The following is a 16,654-nucleotide window of genomic DNA, read 5'->3' as shown; positions in this document are numbered from 1 at the left end:
CCGCAAAACAGCGGAAAGGCCAGCCGCCGATGTCGCGGCTGCGGCTGCGGCTGCGGCGGCCCCGGCCCCGGCTCCGGCCAAGAAGGCCAGCAAAGCCGCTACCCGCACGCGCCGCAAATCGCCCCAGGCATAGCGCGCGCAGCCGCTACCCCGCAAACCAGAGGAGGCCCTTCCATGTTCTTCGCACTCTTGCTGACCACCTTCGTGATTGCCGCGGCGGTATCCCTGGTGGTGGTCCGGATCTTCGACCAGCCCGTAGGCCGCATCCTGGATCGCATCATCCAGGACGCCATCGCGAGCGCATGGCGCCGCTATATCACCTTTGCGGCCTTCGTCGTGGGGATTTCCGGCGGCGTGCGCATTTATGCTCTGGAGCGCTACATACAGCCAGAACAGAAAGGCGCCGCGCCTCTGGTGCTGACCAGCGAGCGCTGGGTGCTGGAAATCTACCGCTGCATTATCCAGACCCTGCAAAGCATCGCCTGGATGTATTTGCTGGTATTCGTGTTCGCGCTTATCGCATATGTCATCGTAAAGGCCAGCGAACTCAAGCATAGGCGCCGGGAGAGCCAGCCCGACTGAACCCCGCCGGCCGCGCATCAGCGCAATCGGTCAGCGGCCTCGATAAGGGCGGCCGCCCCAGCGCGGGCCGCCGTAGCCGCCGCGCGGCCCGCGATAATGGCCGCCGCCCCAAGAGCGAATGCCGAAATTGAGGAACACGGGCGGGCCCACATACCAGGGGTCCACATAGACGGGGGCGGGCGCGTAGATGGGCGGCGCCACGTAAACCGTGCCGGGAACCGCATAGACGGGCGCGGCCGCTTCGTAATACACGGGGGTCGAACCGTAGATGGCGCAGCCGCCCAGCATCGACAATACCGTCAGTGCCAGACCCAGCCGCTTCGCAACACAAGTCGTAATTTTCATGGTGAAAATTAGACAAGCCAAACCGTACTTGGTTCACGGCCTCCTCAGAACCCGGGCTAGCGGGTGATCGCGGCGTCTCGAAGGCCGACGTCCTTGGCATGATTCTTTCCCAGGAACGGCAACTGCGCAGAAAGCGGTCCGGCCGATGCCGATCTTGCGCCGATGAATTTCATGCGGTCCATGACTGGTCCCGCGGCAACGCGGGCCGGCGCCGGGTTCATCCCGGCGATGCCGAAATACCGGGCGGAGTCCGCCAACAACCTGATGATGCTTTCTATCAAAACTATGCTCCTGTGCGGAAATGACGGGACACTGCGGCGGGCAAGAACTATGCAGACATGGCATTGTGCCCTTTGCGGCCCGGCGCATCCATCGGCCCGATGGCCGAGGCCGGGGGCCCAAGGCAAAACCCCAGACCATGCTTTTTAACCCACGCGGATGTCCGTTTGATGACTGCCGACGGCCTGCGCAATCGGGACGGCCAAGGAACTTGCCGCGGCGGCCCTGGACGATGTTGCGGTTATGATTAGCCATCGCATGGCAAACCAGGTCAAGGGAACAGCATGAAAGCCTTTTGTTTTGATGTTTTCGGCACGGTCGTCGATTGGCGCACGGGAATAGCCCGCGCGGCGGAAGGCTTCTTTTCCAGGCACGGCCTGGGGCAATACGATCCGCAGGGCTTTGCCGATGCCTGGCGCCAGCTATACCAGCCCGCCATGCAGGCCTGCCGCAGCGGCAAAAGGCCATACACACGGCTGGATGTCCTGCATCGCGAAAACCTGGAAGCCACGCTGGCTGGCTACGGCATCGACATCGGCGCCCTGCAGCCCGGCGAACTCGAGGCGCTGAATTCAGCATGGCACTGGCTGGACCCATGGCCCGACGTGGTCAGCGGGCTGGCGCGCCTCAAGCGGCAATATATTATCGCGCCGGCCTCGAATGGCAATATCGCATTGATGGTGGACATGGCCAAACGCGCGCAGCTTCCCTGGGATGCGATTCTGGGCGCCGAAGTCACGCAAGCCTATAAGCCATCGCCGCAGGCCTATACGCGCATGGCGGATATCCTGGCCGTCGCGCCAGCGGAAATCTGCATGGTGGCCGCGCACAACAATGACTTGAGCGCGGCGCGCCAATGCGGCCTGAGCACGGCTTTCGTGGCGCGGCCCACGGAACACGGGCCCGGACAAGCCACCGACCTGGAGCCCAGCGAGGACTGGGACATCGTCGCCAGGGACTTCAACGACCTGGCGGATCAGGCCGGCTGTTAGATCAATACGCGGTGCCCGGGCAAGCGCGAAAGCCAGCGGCATGAATCGCGCCGCAGGCGGCCCGCGGCTTGGCGTCGACCATGCCATATCCGCAATCGCAATGGCGCAGGCCCGGATGGGCGAAGCGCAAAAAAATCCTGTTTCAAAGGTTGTTTTCACAATGCGGGCTTTCTTTACACCACTCCACCGCTGGGCGGGCCTGGCTATCGCGCTATTCCTGATCGTCGCCGGCCTGACCGGGGCGGTGACTTCCTGGGACCACGAGCTCGACGAATGGCTCAACGCCGACATCATGCAGACTCCGGGGCGCGGCCCCTTGCAGGACCCGCTGACGCTCGCCGCGGCGGTGGAGGCCGCCGACCCGCGCGCGCAGGTCAACTATATGACCCTGGGCCTGGAAGAGGGCCATGCCGCCTCCTTCCTGGTGCGCCCGCTGGTCGATCCGGGCACCGGCCGCCCCTATGCCCTGGACTACAACAACGTCTTTGTCGACCCGGTGACGGCGCAGATCACCGGCCAGCGCGATTCGCGCGCCATATCCCTGTCGCGCCGCAGCCTGATGCCCTTCCTCAGGCATTTGCATTACAGCCTGCATATTCCGGCGTTCTGGGGCACTGACCGCTGGGGCTACTGGCTGATGGGCGGCGTCGCCCTGGTCTGGCTGCTCGACAGCTTCGTCGCTTTTTATCTCACCATGCCGCGCCCGCTGCGCAGCGCCAGGGGCGGCGCTCCCCGCCATCGCAAGCCGGGCAACTGGTGGCAGCGCTGGAAACCGTCGTGGCTGCTGCGCTGGGCGGCCGGCGGCTACAAGCTCAACTTCGATCTGCACCGCGCCGGCGGGCTATGGGTCTGGGGCATCATCCTCGTGGTGGCCTTCACCTCGTTTTCGCTCAATCTGTACCGCGAAATCTTCTATCCGCTCATGTCGCTGGTATCGCAGACCACCCCGGGCCCTTATGAAACCCAGGCGCCGGCGCCCTTGGGCACCTATATCGAGCCCAGGCTGGGCTTTGCCGACGCCGCGCGCGTGGCCCAGGCCGAGGCCAGGCGCCGCGGCTTCGAGACGCAGGCCGGCGGCATTTACTACGGCGGCGACTATGGCTTCTACAACGTCTCCTTCTTCGATCCCGCCGACGAAATGGGCGCGCTGGGCATGGGCCTGTCCAATCTTTACATCGACGCCGCCGACGGCCGCGTGCTGGGCGAACACCGGCCGTGGAAAGGCACCGCGGCCGATGTCTTTGTGCAGCTTCAGCTGCCGCTGCATTCGGGGCGCATCCTGGGCCTGCCGGGCCGCATCCTGATGTCGCTGATGGGCGTGATCGTCGCCATGCTGTCGGTGACCGGCATCGTGATCTGGGAGCGCAAGCGCCGCTCGCGCAGGCTGCAGCAGCGGCGGCGCGAACCGCCGCCGGCTTGAAAGCGGCGTTATTGCTCACGGGGGCTGCGGGCATTCCGCGATATGGAGCAAGCGGCCCTGTTCTCTATAGCAAAACAAGCAGTCGAGGAAAATACTCAAACTACAATACGCCTGCTACCTGACCAACGATAAGGCGCCCATGAAACCCGAAGACCTGGAGCTGCTGGTGACCCGCAGCATGCCTTATGGCAAATATAAAGGCCGGCTCATCGCCGACCTGCCCGGCCATTACTTGAACTGGTTCGCCCGGGAGGGCTTTCCGCAAGGGGAGATCGGGCGCCTGCTCATGCTGATGCAGGAAATCGACCACAATGGCCTGGGCCGGCTGCTGGATCCCCTGCGCAAGAAGCCCTGAGACCCAAAGGCGCCGCCTGCACACCGCGGCAGCAAATCAGCGCACGCCCCCCGCCTGATCCCCGAACAGCTCGCCCACGGCCTGGCGCAAGCAGGTGATCAACTGCCCGGTGGTCGTCGTCAGCCGCTGGCCGCGCAACGTGATCAGGCCGACCGGCGCAACTTCCACGGCGACATCCAGCGGCAATATTTTGCACCAGCCTTCCCGTTCAAAGTATTGCCCCACCGAACGCGCCACGAAGGCGGTCGCTCCGCGCCGGTTGACGAATGTCGCCATCACGAAATAGGAAGAGGTTTCTATCAGGTCGGCGGGCGGCGCCAGGCCATAGCGATAAAACTCCTGTTCGATCCTGACCCGCAGGGAGGCCCAGGGCGGAGGCACAACGCAGGGCAAATCCACCAGGTCCGACCACGTCGGCCCGGCTTTGGCCGCCAGGGGGTTGTCCCGTCCGATGATCACCACCATGGGATCGCAATGCAGCGGGTGGGTGAGAAGATCCGGCGCGGCATAGCCGGGCTCCAGCCGCCCCACGAAAAAGTCCAGCTCGCTGAGCCTGAGCTTGGGAAGCAAATGCGTAAGGTCGCCCTCTTCCACCAGCACCGTCGCCTGGGCGGAATGTTGTTTCAATAGCTCGATGCCGCGCGCCAGCAGCACCGGCACGGTGCCGCTCATGGATCCGACGCGCGTGCGCCCGGCCGCGCCGCTGGCGACCGCCGCGATCTCGTCCCGCGTGCGCTCGTACTGCGCCAGCACCGAGCGCGCAAAGCGGATCAGCGACACACCCGCCTCGGTGGGCTCGGTCCCCCGGGTGGACCGATTGAACAACTGCAGGCCCAGCATACTCTCGACTTCCGCAAGCATTTTGGAAACGGCCGGCTGGCTCACGGACAGAAAGTCCGCGGTGCGCCCCAAGTGCCGGAATTCATCCAGGGCGACGACCAGTTGCAAGTGGCGCAGCTTGATATTGGAACGCAGCGCGCGGTCGATTTGAGCCATAGTCTATACATTACCTCTAAGTTATAAATCAATTCCTTTAATTGATTAGATAATTATGATGGATTTTATGACAATGTCGCCACAAGGCCGGCAATCTCCCGCCTTCCATCATCAAAATAAAAGTAGAGGAAGACAAATGAAAGCAACTCCCGCTCCGAACATGCAACGCCGCCGCCTGCTCGCCGCCGGCGCCGCGGGCCTCGCCGCCGCCGGCAGCGGCGGCCTGTTATTGCCGCGCGCCGCGCGCGCCGCCGCCTATCCCGAGCGCCCAATTACCTTTATTTGCCCGTGGCCGGTCGGCGGCACCGCCGATCAGTCCATGCGGGCGCTCTGTCAGGTGGCCTCCCAGGCCCTGAAACAATCCGTGGTCCTGGAAAACCGGGCGGGCGCGGCGGGCATGATAGGCGCCCGTGCCATAAGCCAGGCCAAGCCGGACGGCTACACCATAGGCCAGATTCCGATTTCGGTGACCCGCTTCTCGCAGCTGGGCTCCCTGCCGCTGGATCCCCGCAGCGACTTCACCTATATCGCCCGCACTTCGGGCCAGACCTTCGGCATTGCCGTATTGGCCAATTCGCCGTTCAAGTCGCTGCGGGAAATGGCGGCCTATGCCAAGGCCAACCCGGGAAAGCTGACATACGGCCACTCCGGCATCGGCGGCGCCACCCATGTGGGCATGGAAGAATTCGCGCAGGCGGCCGGCATCGAGCTTGTATCGGTTGCCTATAAAGGAGGCTCGGCGGCGCTGCAGGATGTGATCGGCGGCCAAGTGGATATGCTGGCCGACTCCAGTTCCTGGGCGCCGCACGTGGAATCGGGCAAGCTGCGATTGCTTGCCACATGGGGCGAACAGCGCACGCCCCGCTTCAAGGATACGCCGACGCTCAAAGAGCTGGGCTACGAGGTGGTCGTGGAAGCGCCCAACGGCGTGGGCGCCCCCAAGGGCCTGGACCCGGCCGTGGAGCAAACCCTGCGGGCGGCCTTCCGCGATGCCGTCGCCAGCAAGGAATTCAAACAAGTCGTCGCCCGCATCGATGCGCCCGTCATGTATCTGGACGGCCCCGACTACCAGCGCTATGTGGCGGCCGTGTACGATCACGAAACGCAGCTGATCCAGCGCCTGAAGCTGAAAGAAATGCTGCAAAAAGGTTGAATCGTCAATGAACCACGACTACCCCCTGATCCGGCTGCATGCCAATGATAATGTCCTGATTGCGAAGGCCCAGCTCGCGCTGGGGCAAGTCTTGCAGGACCTGGGCGTGCGCGCCCGCGCCCAGGTGCCGGCCGGACACAAGATCGCCGCCAGGCGCATAGCCAAAGGCGAGCTGGTCAGGAAATTCGATACCGTGATCGGCGCCGCGACGCGCGATATCGAAGCTGGCGATTATGTGCACAGCCACAATATCGAGCTCGTGCACGTGCATCGCGATCCGGGCTTTTGCCAGGACGTGCGTCCCGTCGACTATGTCCCCGAACACGAGCGCGCGAGCTTCATGGGCCTGGTGCGCCCGGACGGGCGCGTGGGCACGCGCAATTTCATAGGCATTCTGTCCTCGGTCAACTGTTCGTCCACCGTCATCAAGAAAATCGCGGCGTATTTCACGCCCGAGATCCTGGCGCCCTACCCCAATGTGGACGGCGTGAGCGCCTTCGCGCAAACCAGCGGCTGCGGCATGTCCTCGCCCAGCGAGCATTTCGACGTGCTGCGCCGCACGCTGGCCGGCTACGCCCGCCACCCCAATCTGGCCGGCGTGCTGATAGTCGGCCTGGGCTGTGAACGCAATCAGGTCTCGGCGCTGGTCGAATCGCAGGGGCTGACGCTCGGCCCCCACGTCCGCACGCTGGTAATGCAGGACGAGGGCGGCACGCGCGCCACGATCGAAGCCGGGGTCCGGGCCATCCGCGAAATGCTGCCCGCCGCCAACGCCGTCGAGCGCCAGCCGGTTTCCGCCAGCCATCTCAAGATCGGCCTGGAATGCGGCGGTTCCGATGGGTTTTCGGGCATCAGCGCCAATCCGGCGCTGGGCGCGGCCATGGACATCCTGGTGCGCCACGGGGGCACCGCCATCCTGTCCGAAACGCCTGAAATCCACGGCGTGGAATATATGCTCACCCGCCGCGCCGTCACGCCGGAAGTCGGCCAGAAACTGCTGGACCGCCTGGCCTGGTGGGAACGCTATACGACGGGCCAGAACGCCCAGTTCAACGGTGTCGTCAGCCCCGGCAATCAACAAGGCGGCCTGGCCAATATCTTCGAGAAGTCGCTGGGCTCGGCCATGAAAGGCGGCACCACGCCGCTGCAGGAAGTCTATGAATACGCCGAAGAAATCGACAAGGCGGGCTTCGTATTCATGGATTCGCCGGGCTATGACCCCGTCGCCGCGACAGGCCAGATCGCCAGCGGCGCCAATCTCATCTGCTTTACCACCGGGCGCGGCTCGATGTTCGGCTCCAAGCCGGCCCCCACCATCAAGCTGGCCAGCAACACGCCCATGTTCGTGCGCCTGGAAGAGGACATGGACGTCAACTGCGGCCAGGTCCTCGATGGCACGCTGACGGTCGACCAGATGGGCCAAGTCATTTTCGACCATATCCTGCAAGCCGCTTCGGGCCGGCACACGAAGAGCGAAATGCTGGGGCTGGGCGACCACGAGTTCGTACCCTGGCACCTCGGCATCGTCAGCTGACCGCCGCCATTATCGCCTCCCGACCATACCCGACACTTGCCACCGGAATCAGCCCATGCCCGCATACAACAATCCCTTCAAGGCGGCGCTGGCCGCAAGCCAGCCCCAGATCGGCCTGTGGCTATCCACGGCAGACGCTTATCTGGCCGAAGTCAGCGCGACAGCGGGCTTCGACTGGCTGCTGATCGACGGCGAACACGCGCCCAACGATTTGCGCAGCACGCTGCAAGCGCTGCAAGCCGTCGCCCCCTACCCGTCGCAGCCGATAGTCAGGGCGGTGGCCGGAGAAGCCCCTCTCATCAAGCAATTGCTGGATATCGGCGCCAGGAATCTGCTCATTCCCATGGTCGACACCGCGCAACAAGCCCAAGCCCTGGTCGCGGCCACACGCTACCCGCCCGCCGGCATCCGCGGCGTCGGCAGCGCCGTGGGCCGCGCCTCCCGCTTCAGCCTGCGCGGCGATTACCTGGATGTGGCCGACGATGAAATCTGCCTGTTGGTGCAGGCGGAAACCGTGAAGGCCCTGGAAAATCTCGAGGCGATTTGCGCCGTCGACGGCATCGACGGCGTATTCATAGGGCCGGCCGACCTTGCCGCGTCCATGGGCCGCCGCGGCCGCCCGGGCGACCCCGAAGTGCAGGCCGCCATAGAACGCGCCATGAAAACCATAGTCGCGAGCGGCAAGGCGGCCGGCACCCTGACGTCCGATGCAACGCTGGCGCGCCGCTATCTGGACCTCGGATGCACCTTTGTCGCCACGGGCGTCGATATCCTGCTTTATGCCCACGCCGCCCGCCGCCTGGCCGCCGATTTCAGCTCATTCCAGAAAACGGCCCGCGCCGGCGCCATCGAGTAGAGGCTTTTGACGCAGGGCAATCTGCAAAAGAGGGACAGTCTGCTAAAGTGCCAGGAAATGCGTGAATAGGACTGTCCTCATGATGTTGAAAATCCCCGATGTGCTCACCGCCGAGCAGGTCAGGCAGTGCCGCCAGGCGCTGCAGCAGGCCGACTGGGTGGACGGGCGCGCCACCGCCGGCCATGTGGCGGTCAAAGCCAAGAACAATCTGCAGCTGCCGCTGGATCACCCCGTGGCCCGGCAGCTGGGCGATTTCATCCTTGGCGCCCTGGGCCAGAATCCGTCCTTCATTTCAGCGGCCCTGCCTTTGCGCATCCTGCCGCCGCGATTCAATCGCTACGAAGGCGGCGGCGACTATGGCTATCATATCGACAATTCCATTTTTGGCGTGCCGGAAACGCAGCAGCGGATACGCAGCGACATCTCGAGCACCCTGTTCCTGAGCGACCCCGATGAATACGACGGCGGCGAACTGGTCGTGCAAGACAGCTATGGCGCCCATACGGTAAAGCTGCCGGCGGGCCACATGGTGGTTTATCCCGGCGCGAGCCTGCACCGCGTCACGCCGGTCACCCGCGGCACCCGCTACGCCGCTTTTTTCTGGACGCAAAGCCTGGTGCGCGAAGACAGCCGCCGCTCGCTGCTGTGGGAACTGGATACCGCGATCCAGCGCATCGCCCAGTCCATGCCCGACCACGAAGCCATGCCGCAATTGACGGGCGTGTATCACAACCTCATCCGCGAATGGTCCAACACCTGAAGCGCAGCGCGACAACGGCCATGAGTTCCCATCCCCTGCCTGCGCTGGCGCAGATTCCCCCCCAGATCGCCGCCGTCGCGGACTACGAAGCATTTGCGCGCGAACGCATGAGCGCCGCGGCCTGGGCCTATATCAGCGGCGCGGCGGCCGATGAATTGACGCTGGCGGAAAACAGCGCCGCTTTCCGCCGCCTGCGCCTGCGCCAGCGCGTGCTTGCCGACCTCGATGGCGCCAACACGCGCCTGGAACTGTTCGGCGACGCCTTCGAATATCCCATTTTCCTGGCCCCGGTCGCGTACCAGAAACTGGCCCACCCGGAAGGCGAACTGGCGGCGGCCCTGGGGGCATCGGCCATGCGGGCCGGCATGGTGGTCAGCACGCAGGCCAGCGTCGCGCTCGAGGACATCGCCGCCATGGCCAGCGCGCCGCTGTGGTTCCAGCTTTACCTGCAGCCGGATCGCGGCTTTACCCAGGAACTGGTGAACCGTGCGGAATCGGCCGGCTATCGGGCGCTGGTGCTCACGGTGGACGCGCCGGTCAATGGGGTGCGCAACCGCGAACAGCGCGCGGGCTTCGTGCTGCCGGCCGGCGTCGATGCGGTGAACCTGCGCGGCATGCGCCCCCTGCCGGCATACACCGCCCAGGCCGGCGCCAGCGCGCTGTTCGGCGGGCCGCTGCTGGCCGGCGCGCCGACTTGGGCGGATGTCCGGTGGCTGATCCAGCTTGCCCGCCTGCCGGTGCTGCTCAAAGGCATCACCACGGCCGAGGACGCGCAACGCGCCGTCGATTGCGGGGCCGCGGGCATCATCGTTTCCAATCACGGCGGCCGCACGCTCGATACCGTGCCTGCCACCATCGAGGCTCTGCCCGCCGTGGCCCAGGCCGTGGATGGGCGCGTGCCTGTCCTGCTGGATGGCGGCATCCGGCGCGGCACCGATATCTTCAAGGCCCTGGCGCTGGGGGCCGCCGCCACACTGGTCGGACGGCCCTACGTCTATGGGCTGGCCGCCGCCGGCGCCCCCGGCGTCGCGCATGTCCTGCACATGCTGCGCACCGAACTGGAAGTCGCCATGGCCCTGACCGGCCGCCGCACGCTCAAGGATATCGACGCGTCGGCGATCTGCTGACCGGCCGGCGCCCGCCAGGCGCGGCAGCGCTACGGCGCATACCACACCACCACGCTGCCCTTGACGAACACAGGCGCAGGCAAAGGCCCGCGCCCCTCGCCCGGCACCTTGTGCACCAGGTACATGGGCCGGGACGGATCCAGCCCGTTGAATTCATGGGTATTGATGCTGCCGCCGGTCATTGGAATGCAGCGGCTCGTGCCGTCCCAGCATACCTCGGTCTGCACCATGGACCCGCCGCCATATGAGCGCATGGCGTGCACCCGGGTGATCCGGGCGCCCGGGGCGATGGGCGCGGCGGCGGCATCCGGCAGATAGGCCGTGGCCACGGCGACATTCTTGTAGTTGATGGCCGGGCTTACCTTGGCCTGCGTCCATGAGACGTCGCCGGCCCGCGCCGCGCAACAGCATACGGCCAGGGCAAGAAGCGCGCCGGCTCGAGCCGCCCAGCGCCTTGGAGTCTGCATGGCATCTCTCGCTTTTTCCATTGCCCGTACTTTTTCCACCGCCCGCATGATGGGCGCGATTCAATATCGACAAGCCGAAGTTTACAATGCTCCTGAAGCATGACGCACCCTGAAGCCGACCCGATATGTCTACCAAGGAAAACGATCCGCGCCCTGTCCCTCCACCGCGTCCCGACAATGGCGACTGCTGCGGCGGCGGGTGCAATCCCTGCGTGTTCGACTATTACGAAGACGAAATGGACCGCTATCGCGCCGAGCTGCGCGCCTGGGAGGCGCGGCAACGGGAAAAGCCCCCGCGCTTGCCGCCGGGCGGCCCGGCGGCAAAAAAAGCCCGCAAGCCATTCAAGCTTGCGGGCTCCAAGGCGCGACTGTCGTCACGCCGTAGCAGTCTTCTTCTTGCGGCTCATGCCGGGCCGCTGCTGCGCTATTTCCTGCGGAAAAAACCGCCAAGCAGGGCCAGCACGGCCAGCACGATAAAGATGAAGAACAGGATCTGCGCAATCGACGCAGCCCCGGCAGCGATACCGCCAAAGCCGAGCACGGCTGCGATGATGGCAATAACGAAAAAAACAACGGCGTAGTACAGCATAGTGTTTCCCCTTCATCTGTTTTTAGTGATGCTTCTTTCTTCAGCGATGCTTCTTTCTTCTTTCCTATAGGGACATGCGGCCGGGCTAGCGATTATTGTCGAAGAAATCCTTGACTTCGCGATCCGCTTCTTCCCGCGTGCGGCCGTACTTTTCCTGGATGAGGCCCGCCAGGCGCTCAGCATTCCCATTGACTTTTGTCAGATCGTCGTCGGTAAGCTCGCCCCACGCGGCCTTGGCCTTGCCGGAAAGCTGTTTCCATTGACCTTCAAGAGTATCTTTATTCATGGTCTTGCTCCTTGAGTAACGAGGGGCCCAAGGCCACATCCACGCCCGCCCCTCATTGATTGAACCCCACTGATGCATTAAGGGTTGAACTTAGCCTATCCGCTAGTCTCGGCATCGGTCAAGAAGGAAAGGTTGCGAATGTAAGCGGGCAACTTGCATGCCGCGGCGCTTTCCTTCCCTGCGCCGCCTGGCAGAAAAAGGCGCCGCGCCCTTGTATTGCGCGCCTCTGGGGCATGCGCCGCGTCCGGGCGCGGGGCTCCCGCCAAGAGATCAGTGGCGGCGGCGGCCGGTAACATCCGCTTAACCATAAGACCTCTCTGTAACAAGAACGGCGGGGCGACAAACTGATAAACTGTACAAATACCCAGCACATGACCGGCGCCGCCTTCGCGGCGCCCCTTTTTCCTATGCCTTCTCCCAAGCCGCTCGAAAACCCCTGGTACTACCTGGACAATTTCGAGTTCGTCCTGCGGTGGATCGCCCAACGCTATGGCGATCTCCTGCAAAGCGACGAGCACGAATTCATCCGCGCTTTCCTGCAGGCGCCCCAGGCGTCTCGCGGCCTGCTGGTGCGCATGATCATGCGCAAGGGCAGCCTGTTCCGCGCCAGCAAACTGCAATACCGCGAGATCGGCAGCCCCTCCATGGCGGCGCGGCCGCTTATCGCGGCGGGATGGGTGAGCGAAGACCCCCTGCTCACGCTGGACGAGCTGTTCGACCTGCTGACCAAGGCCGAACTGGCCACGCTGTTCCGGCCGCAATTGGCCGCCGCGCAAGCCGCCGCGGCGGCCAAGCCCGTCCAGCTGGCATGCCTGCAGGCGCAGTTTCCCGAAGCCCGTCCCTATAGCCAGTGGGCCGGCCAGCGGCCCTCGGCGCCCGGCGGCGCCGCAAGCGGCTTGTCCGGCGATGCCGTTTACCGGGAAAACATCGCCGCGCTTTCGGAACGCTTGCGCCTCATGTTCTTTGGCAACCTGCGCCAGGACTGGACCGAATTCGTGCTGTCCGACCTTGGCCTGTTCACCTACGAAAAAGTGGAATTCTCCCGCGGCTCGCGGGCTTTTCACACGCGCCAGGACGTGGACGCTTACCTGCACCTGCATCACTGCAGGGAAGCCTACATGGCCGGCGTCGAGGCGGCCGACGCCGAGGCGATCGCCGCCGTCCGCAAGGCGATTCCGCCCGCCCATGAGAACGACTGGCTGGAAGCCCGCCGCGGAAAACTGCTCTTCCAGATAGGCCAGCACCACGAACGTTCCGGCAATTGGGACCACGCGCTGGACTGCTATGAAGGCTGCGCCTACCCTGGCGCGCGCGCGCGCCGCATACGCGTGCTCGAACGCGCGCAGCGCTTCGAACAGGCGCTGGAACTCGCGCAAGCGGCCCTGCCCGCTCCGGAAAGCGAGGCCGAGCAGCAGTTGTTGGCGCGCATGATGCCGCGGCTGCTGCGCCGCAGCGGCGGCGCCCGCGCCGCGCGGCGGGCGGCCAGCGGCGTGCCGCAAACCCGCCTGGAACTGCCGGCGCCGGCGGCCTGGCTGCGCGTCGAGGAACAAGTCCGCCATCATCTGCAAAAACCCCAGGCGCCGGTTTTCTATGTCGAGAACACGCTGATCACCGCCCTCTTCGGGCTGTTGTGCTGGGACGCGATCTTTGCCGCCATACCCGGGGCCTTTTTCCACCCCTTCCAGCAGGGCCCGGCCGACCTGCTGCGCGCCGACTTCCATCCGCGCCGCCGGGCGCTGTTCGCCGCCTGCTTTGCACAGCTGGCTTCGGGGCAGTACAAGCACACCATCCTGCGCAACTATGCCTGCAAGGCGGGGATTCAATCGCCCTTCGTCGCCTGGGATGTCATTGGCGCGGAGGTACTGGCCATGGCTTTGGCCTGCATACCGGCGCGGCACCTCGAATTCGCCTTCGAACGCCTGCTTCGGGACCTGCGCGGCAACCGATCCGGCCTGCCCGACCTGATCCAGTTCTGGCCGGCGGAGCGGCGCTACCAGATGATAGAAGTCAAAGGGCCGGGCGACCGCCTGCAGGACAACCAGATCCGCTGGCTGGATTACTGCCATGCCCGCGACATGCCTGTAGCCGTCTGCTACGTGCGGTATCAGCCCGCCGACATGCCATGAAATACACCGTCGCCGTGCGCACATTATGCGAGTTCACCGCCAAGTGCGGCGATCTGGACCTGCGCTTCACGCCGTCGCCGACCGCCCAGGAGGGCATGGAAGGCCATGCGGCGGTCAGGTCCAGGCGCGGGGCGGGCTACCAATCCGAAATCAGCCTCTGCGGCGAATACCGCAATCTGCGGGTGCGCGGGCGCGCCGACGGCTACGACGCCAGCCTCAGGCAAGTCGAAGAAATCAAGACCTTCCGCGGCGAACTGGATGCCATGCCCGCCAATCACCGCGCCCTGCACTGGGCGCAGGCCAAAGTCTATGGCCACCTGCTATGCGAGCAGCAGGGGCTGGAGGAAATCCGCATCGCGCTGGTCTACTACGACATCGCCCAGCGCAAGGAAACCGCCATCGTCGAGGCATGCAGCGCGGCCGCGCTGGAACAGTATTTTCATCAGCGCTGCGATCTTTTCATCGATTGGGCGGAACAGGAGTTGGCGCATCGCGCCCAGCGCGACCTGGCGCTGGAAGCCCTGGCTTTTCCCCACGTATCGTTTCGCAAGGGGCAGCGCCAGCTTTCCGAAACCGTCTACAAGGCAGCCAGGCAGGACCGCTGCCTGATGGCCCAGGCGCCCACCGGCATAGGCAAAACCGTGGGGACGTTATTCCCCCTGCTGAAAGCCGCCCCCAGGGCCGGCCTGGACAAGATATTCTTCCTCACCGCCAAGACTTCCGGGCGGCAGCTGGCCCTGGACGCCCTCGCCACGCTGGCCCAGGGGCGCGGCGCAAGGCCCGCCGTCCGGATGCGCGTACTGGAACTGACCGCCAAGGAAAAGACCTGCGAATATCCCGGCCAGGCCTGCCACGGCGAGGCCTGTCCGCTGGCCCGCGGCTTTTACGACCGCCTGCCCGCCGCCCGCCGGGCGGCGGTGGACGCCGCCACGCTGGACAAGACCGCATTGCGAAAAATCGCCTTGCTGCACCAGGTATGCCCCTATTGGCTGGGCCAGGACCTGGCGCGCTGGTGCGACGTGATCGTCGGCGACTACAACTATTTCTTCGACGCTTCGGCGCTGCTGTACAGCCTGGCGACGAGCAGCCAGTGGCGAGTCGGCGTACTGGTCGACGAGGCCCACAATCTGCTGGAACGGGCGCGCGCCATGTACAGCGGCGAGCTGAACGAATACGACCTGCACGCGCTGCGGCAATCGGCGCCGGCCGCCCTGCGAAAAACCCTGGGCAGCCTGGCGCGCTGCTGGCGCGACACCTGGCGCGATCAGGCCGGCGCCTACCAGGCCTACGACGAGATTCCCTTCAAGTTCCAGGCCGCCCTGCTGCGCGCCAGCAGCGCCATCACGGACTACCTCGCCGCCCGCCCGCAAGATGGCGACAGCGCGCTGCAGCGTTTCCATTTCGATATCCTGCATTTTCTGCGCCTGGCGGAAGTATTCGGCTCGCATTCCGTATTCGACGTCAGCCTGCGCGCCGGGCGGGCGGCGGCAGGCGCGCAGCCAGGCAGGGCCGTGCTGTGCCTGCGCAACCTGATCCCGGCCCCTTTCCTGGAACCGCGGTTCGCCGCCAGCCAGGCGGCCACGCTGTTCTCGGCCACGCTAAGCCCATGGCGGTTCTACCGCGACACCCTGGGCCTGCCGGAAAATACCGCATGGGTGGACGTGGAATCTCCCTTCGAAGCCGAGCAGTTGCAGGTGCGCGTGGTCGGGCGGATATCCACGCGCTATCAGCATCGCGCACTATCGCTGGCGCCCATAGCCCAGTTGATGGCCAGCCAGTACCTGGCGCAGCCCGGCAACTACCTCAGCTATTTCAGCAGCTTCGAATACCTGCAGCAAGTGGCCGGTGAATTCATCCGGCGGTTTCCCCACATACCGGTGTGGGAGCAGGCGCGCAGCATGGACGAGGCGGCGAAAGAACAATTTCTGGCCCGCTTCAGCGCCGATGGCGCCGGCATAGGCTTTGCCGTATTGGGCGGCGCGTTTGCCGAAGGCATAGACTTGCCGGGCCGGCGGCTCATCGGCGCCTTCGTATCCACGCTGGGGCTGCCGCAGATCAACCCCGTCAACGAACGGCTCCGGCAATGCATGAGCGCTGCATTTGGCGAGCGCTGCGGATACGACTACACCTATCTTTATCCCGGCATCCGCAAAGTAGTGCAGGCCGCGGGCCGGGTGATACGCAGCCACGCGGATCGCGGCGTGGTCTACCTGATCGACGACCGCTATGCCCAGGCCCGCGTCCGCGAGCTGCTGCCGGCATGGTGGCATGTCCAGCTGGCGTGATGCCGGCAACGAAGCGCTTTCCCTTATTGGCAATGTGGTTCTGAGCCTGATTCCGGCCCGCCCTACCTATAATTCAGGCACGTTTTCGCAGCAAGAATCTGCCCCGGATCAATATATGCTTCCGGCCCCTGCGGCGCTTGCCAGGCAGCGTCATTGCGCGAACTTTCAAACCGCAATTCCACAAGGAATCCATTGTGTCCAGTGATACCCCCATTCCCGTATTTTCGCAAAACATCCATCCCTTCGATGCCCGCGGCGTAGCCAAGCGATTCCGCCATGCGGCGATATTCGGCGCCCTGGCGGCCCTGCAGCCCGGCGAAACCATGCGCTTCTGCAACGACCACGATCCCTTGCCATTGCTGCAGCAACTGCAAGGCCATTTCGGCGACCACATAAAAATCGACTACGTATCGCGCCAGCCAGGGGAAATCGTGATCGATTTCCATGTGCTGGCCTGAGCAGGCGTTCCATCCCACCGCGGCACCCCTACCGGCGCAAGCCG

At 64.8% G+C, this 16,654-nt stretch carries 18 protein-coding genes and 1 pseudogene; 13 read left to right on the top strand and 6 right to left on the bottom strand.

Annotation, left to right across the window (positions count from 1 at the left end; genetic code table 11):
* Positions 1 to 174: 174 nt before the first annotated feature.
* Complete coding sequence (locus BUB23_RS14525) at positions 175 to 582, top strand: hypothetical protein (RefSeq protein WP_073103987.1); 408 nt, start codon at positions 175 to 177, stop codon at positions 580 to 582.
* Positions 583 to 612: 30 nt separating this feature from the next.
* On the opposite strand, the gene BUB23_RS14520 is transcribed toward BUB23_RS14525, so the two are convergent.
* Positions 613 to 927: a hypothetical protein gene (locus BUB23_RS14520; protein WP_073103985.1), complete on the bottom strand. Its 315-nt coding sequence runs from the start codon at positions 925 to 927 to the stop codon at positions 613 to 615.
* A 56-nt stretch (positions 928 to 983) separates the two neighbouring features.
* Positions 984 to 1,208, bottom strand: a complete 225-nt coding sequence (locus tag BUB23_RS14515) for a hypothetical protein (RefSeq protein ID WP_073103983.1) — start codon at positions 1,206 to 1,208, stop codon at positions 984 to 986.
* Positions 1,209 to 1,490: 282 nt separating this feature from the next.
* Between BUB23_RS14515 and BUB23_RS14510 the strand changes: the two genes are divergently transcribed.
* The 3 genes from BUB23_RS14510 to BUB23_RS14500 all read left to right on the top strand — a co-directional run bounded on the left by BUB23_RS14510 (position 1,491) and on the right by BUB23_RS14500 (position 3,973).
* The gene (locus tag BUB23_RS14510; RefSeq protein ID WP_073103981.1) at positions 1,491 to 2,198 is read left to right on the top strand and encodes a haloacid dehalogenase type II; all 708 of its coding nucleotides are present in this window, start codon (positions 1,491 to 1,493) and stop codon (positions 2,196 to 2,198) included.
* Positions 2,199 to 2,358: 160 nt separating this feature from the next.
* On the top strand, positions 2,359 to 3,618 hold the full coding sequence (locus BUB23_RS14505) for a PepSY-associated TM helix domain-containing protein (RefSeq protein WP_073104167.1): 1,260 nt from the start codon (positions 2,359 to 2,361) through the stop codon (positions 3,616 to 3,618).
* A 139-nt stretch (positions 3,619 to 3,757) separates the two neighbouring features.
* Positions 3,758 to 3,973 carry a DUF3820 family protein gene (locus tag BUB23_RS14500; protein ID WP_073103979.1) on the top strand — a complete coding sequence of 72 codons (216 nt, stop codon included), beginning with the start codon at positions 3,758 to 3,760 and terminating at the stop codon, positions 3,971 to 3,973.
* Between the two features lie 36 nt (positions 3,974 to 4,009).
* Here BUB23_RS14500 and BUB23_RS14495 read toward each other — a convergent pair whose 3' ends face one another.
* Entirely contained in the window at positions 4,010 to 4,969 is a 960-nt protein-coding gene (locus tag BUB23_RS14495; protein WP_073103978.1) for a LysR substrate-binding domain-containing protein, read from the bottom strand.
* Positions 4,970 to 5,105: 136 nt separating this feature from the next.
* Between BUB23_RS14495 and BUB23_RS14490 the strand changes: the two genes are divergently transcribed.
* The 5 genes from BUB23_RS14490 (at position 5,106) to BUB23_RS14470 (ending at position 10,399) form a co-directional block, all read left to right on the top strand.
* The gene (locus tag BUB23_RS14490; protein ID WP_073103976.1) at positions 5,106 to 6,122 is read left to right on the top strand and encodes a tripartite tricarboxylate transporter substrate binding protein; all 1,017 of its coding nucleotides are present in this window, start codon (positions 5,106 to 5,108) and stop codon (positions 6,120 to 6,122) included.
* A 7-nt stretch (positions 6,123 to 6,129) separates the two neighbouring features.
* Positions 6,130 to 7,656, top strand: a complete 1,527-nt coding sequence (locus BUB23_RS14485; RefSeq protein ID WP_073103974.1) for a UxaA family hydrolase — start codon at positions 6,130 to 6,132, stop codon at positions 7,654 to 7,656.
* A gap of 55 nt (positions 7,657 to 7,711) precedes the next feature.
* Positions 7,712 to 8,512 carry an aldolase/citrate lyase family protein gene (locus tag BUB23_RS14480; protein WP_073103972.1) on the top strand — a complete coding sequence of 267 codons (801 nt, stop codon included), beginning with the start codon at positions 7,712 to 7,714 and terminating at the stop codon, positions 8,510 to 8,512.
* Between the two features lie 79 nt (positions 8,513 to 8,591).
* Positions 8,592 to 9,272: a Fe2+-dependent dioxygenase gene (locus BUB23_RS14475; RefSeq protein WP_073103971.1), complete on the top strand. Its 681-nt coding sequence runs from the start codon at positions 8,592 to 8,594 to the stop codon at positions 9,270 to 9,272.
* A gap of 20 nt (positions 9,273 to 9,292) precedes the next feature.
* Positions 9,293 to 10,399 (top strand): alpha-hydroxy acid oxidase, encoded by a 1,107-nt coding sequence (locus BUB23_RS14470; RefSeq protein WP_073104166.1) that lies wholly within the window; start codon positions 9,293 to 9,295, stop codon positions 10,397 to 10,399.
* A gap of 29 nt (positions 10,400 to 10,428) precedes the next feature.
* On the opposite strand, the gene BUB23_RS14465 is transcribed toward BUB23_RS14470, so the two are convergent.
* Entirely contained in the window at positions 10,429 to 10,866 is a 438-nt protein-coding gene (locus BUB23_RS14465; RefSeq protein ID WP_143160987.1) for a hypothetical protein, read from the bottom strand.
* Between the two features lie 125 nt (positions 10,867 to 10,991).
* Between BUB23_RS14465 and BUB23_RS14460 the strand changes: the two are divergent.
* Positions 10,992 to 11,126, top strand: a pseudogene (locus BUB23_RS14460) (oxidoreductase-like domain-containing protein); the annotation flags it as partial.
* A gap of 164 nt (positions 11,127 to 11,290) precedes the next feature.
* Here BUB23_RS14460 and BUB23_RS14455 read toward each other — a convergent pair.
* Positions 11,291 to 11,455, bottom strand: coding sequence for a DUF1328 domain-containing protein (locus BUB23_RS14455; RefSeq protein ID WP_073103963.1), 165 nt, complete (start codon positions 11,453 to 11,455; stop codon positions 11,291 to 11,293).
* Positions 11,456 to 11,540: 85 nt separating this feature from the next.
* On the bottom strand, positions 11,541 to 11,741 hold the full coding sequence (locus BUB23_RS14450) for a CsbD family protein (protein ID WP_073103962.1): 201 nt from the start codon (positions 11,739 to 11,741) through the stop codon (positions 11,541 to 11,543).
* 407 nt (positions 11,742 to 12,148) lie between these two features.
* On the opposite strand from BUB23_RS14450, the gene BUB23_RS14440 reads away from it, so the two are divergent.
* The 3 genes from BUB23_RS14440 (at position 12,149) to BUB23_RS14430 (ending at position 16,610) form a co-directional block, all read left to right on the top strand.
* Complete coding sequence (locus BUB23_RS14440) at positions 12,149 to 13,867, top strand: VRR-NUC domain-containing protein (protein ID WP_073104165.1); 1,719 nt, start codon at positions 12,149 to 12,151, stop codon at positions 13,865 to 13,867.
* The gene (locus tag BUB23_RS14435; RefSeq protein ID WP_073103959.1) at positions 13,864 to 16,152 is read left to right on the top strand and encodes an ATP-dependent DNA helicase; all 2,289 of its coding nucleotides are present in this window, start codon (positions 13,864 to 13,866) and stop codon (positions 16,150 to 16,152) included. Before BUB23_RS14440 ends, BUB23_RS14435 begins: the two co-directional genes overlap by 4 nt.
* A 194-nt stretch (positions 16,153 to 16,346) precedes the next feature.
* Positions 16,347 to 16,610, top strand: a complete 264-nt coding sequence (locus tag BUB23_RS14430; protein WP_073104163.1) for a DUF2249 domain-containing protein — start codon at positions 16,347 to 16,349, stop codon at positions 16,608 to 16,610.
* The last annotated feature ends 44 nt before the right edge of the window (positions 16,611 to 16,654 follow it).

The organism is Pollutimonas bauzanensis, from assembly GCF_900129885.1.
Lineage (GTDB): Bacteria > Pseudomonadota > Gammaproteobacteria > Burkholderiales > Burkholderiaceae_B > Pollutimonas > Pollutimonas bauzanensis.
Note: the sequence above shows the minus strand (reverse complement) of the source record. Positions and strands in the feature narration are given on the sequence as shown.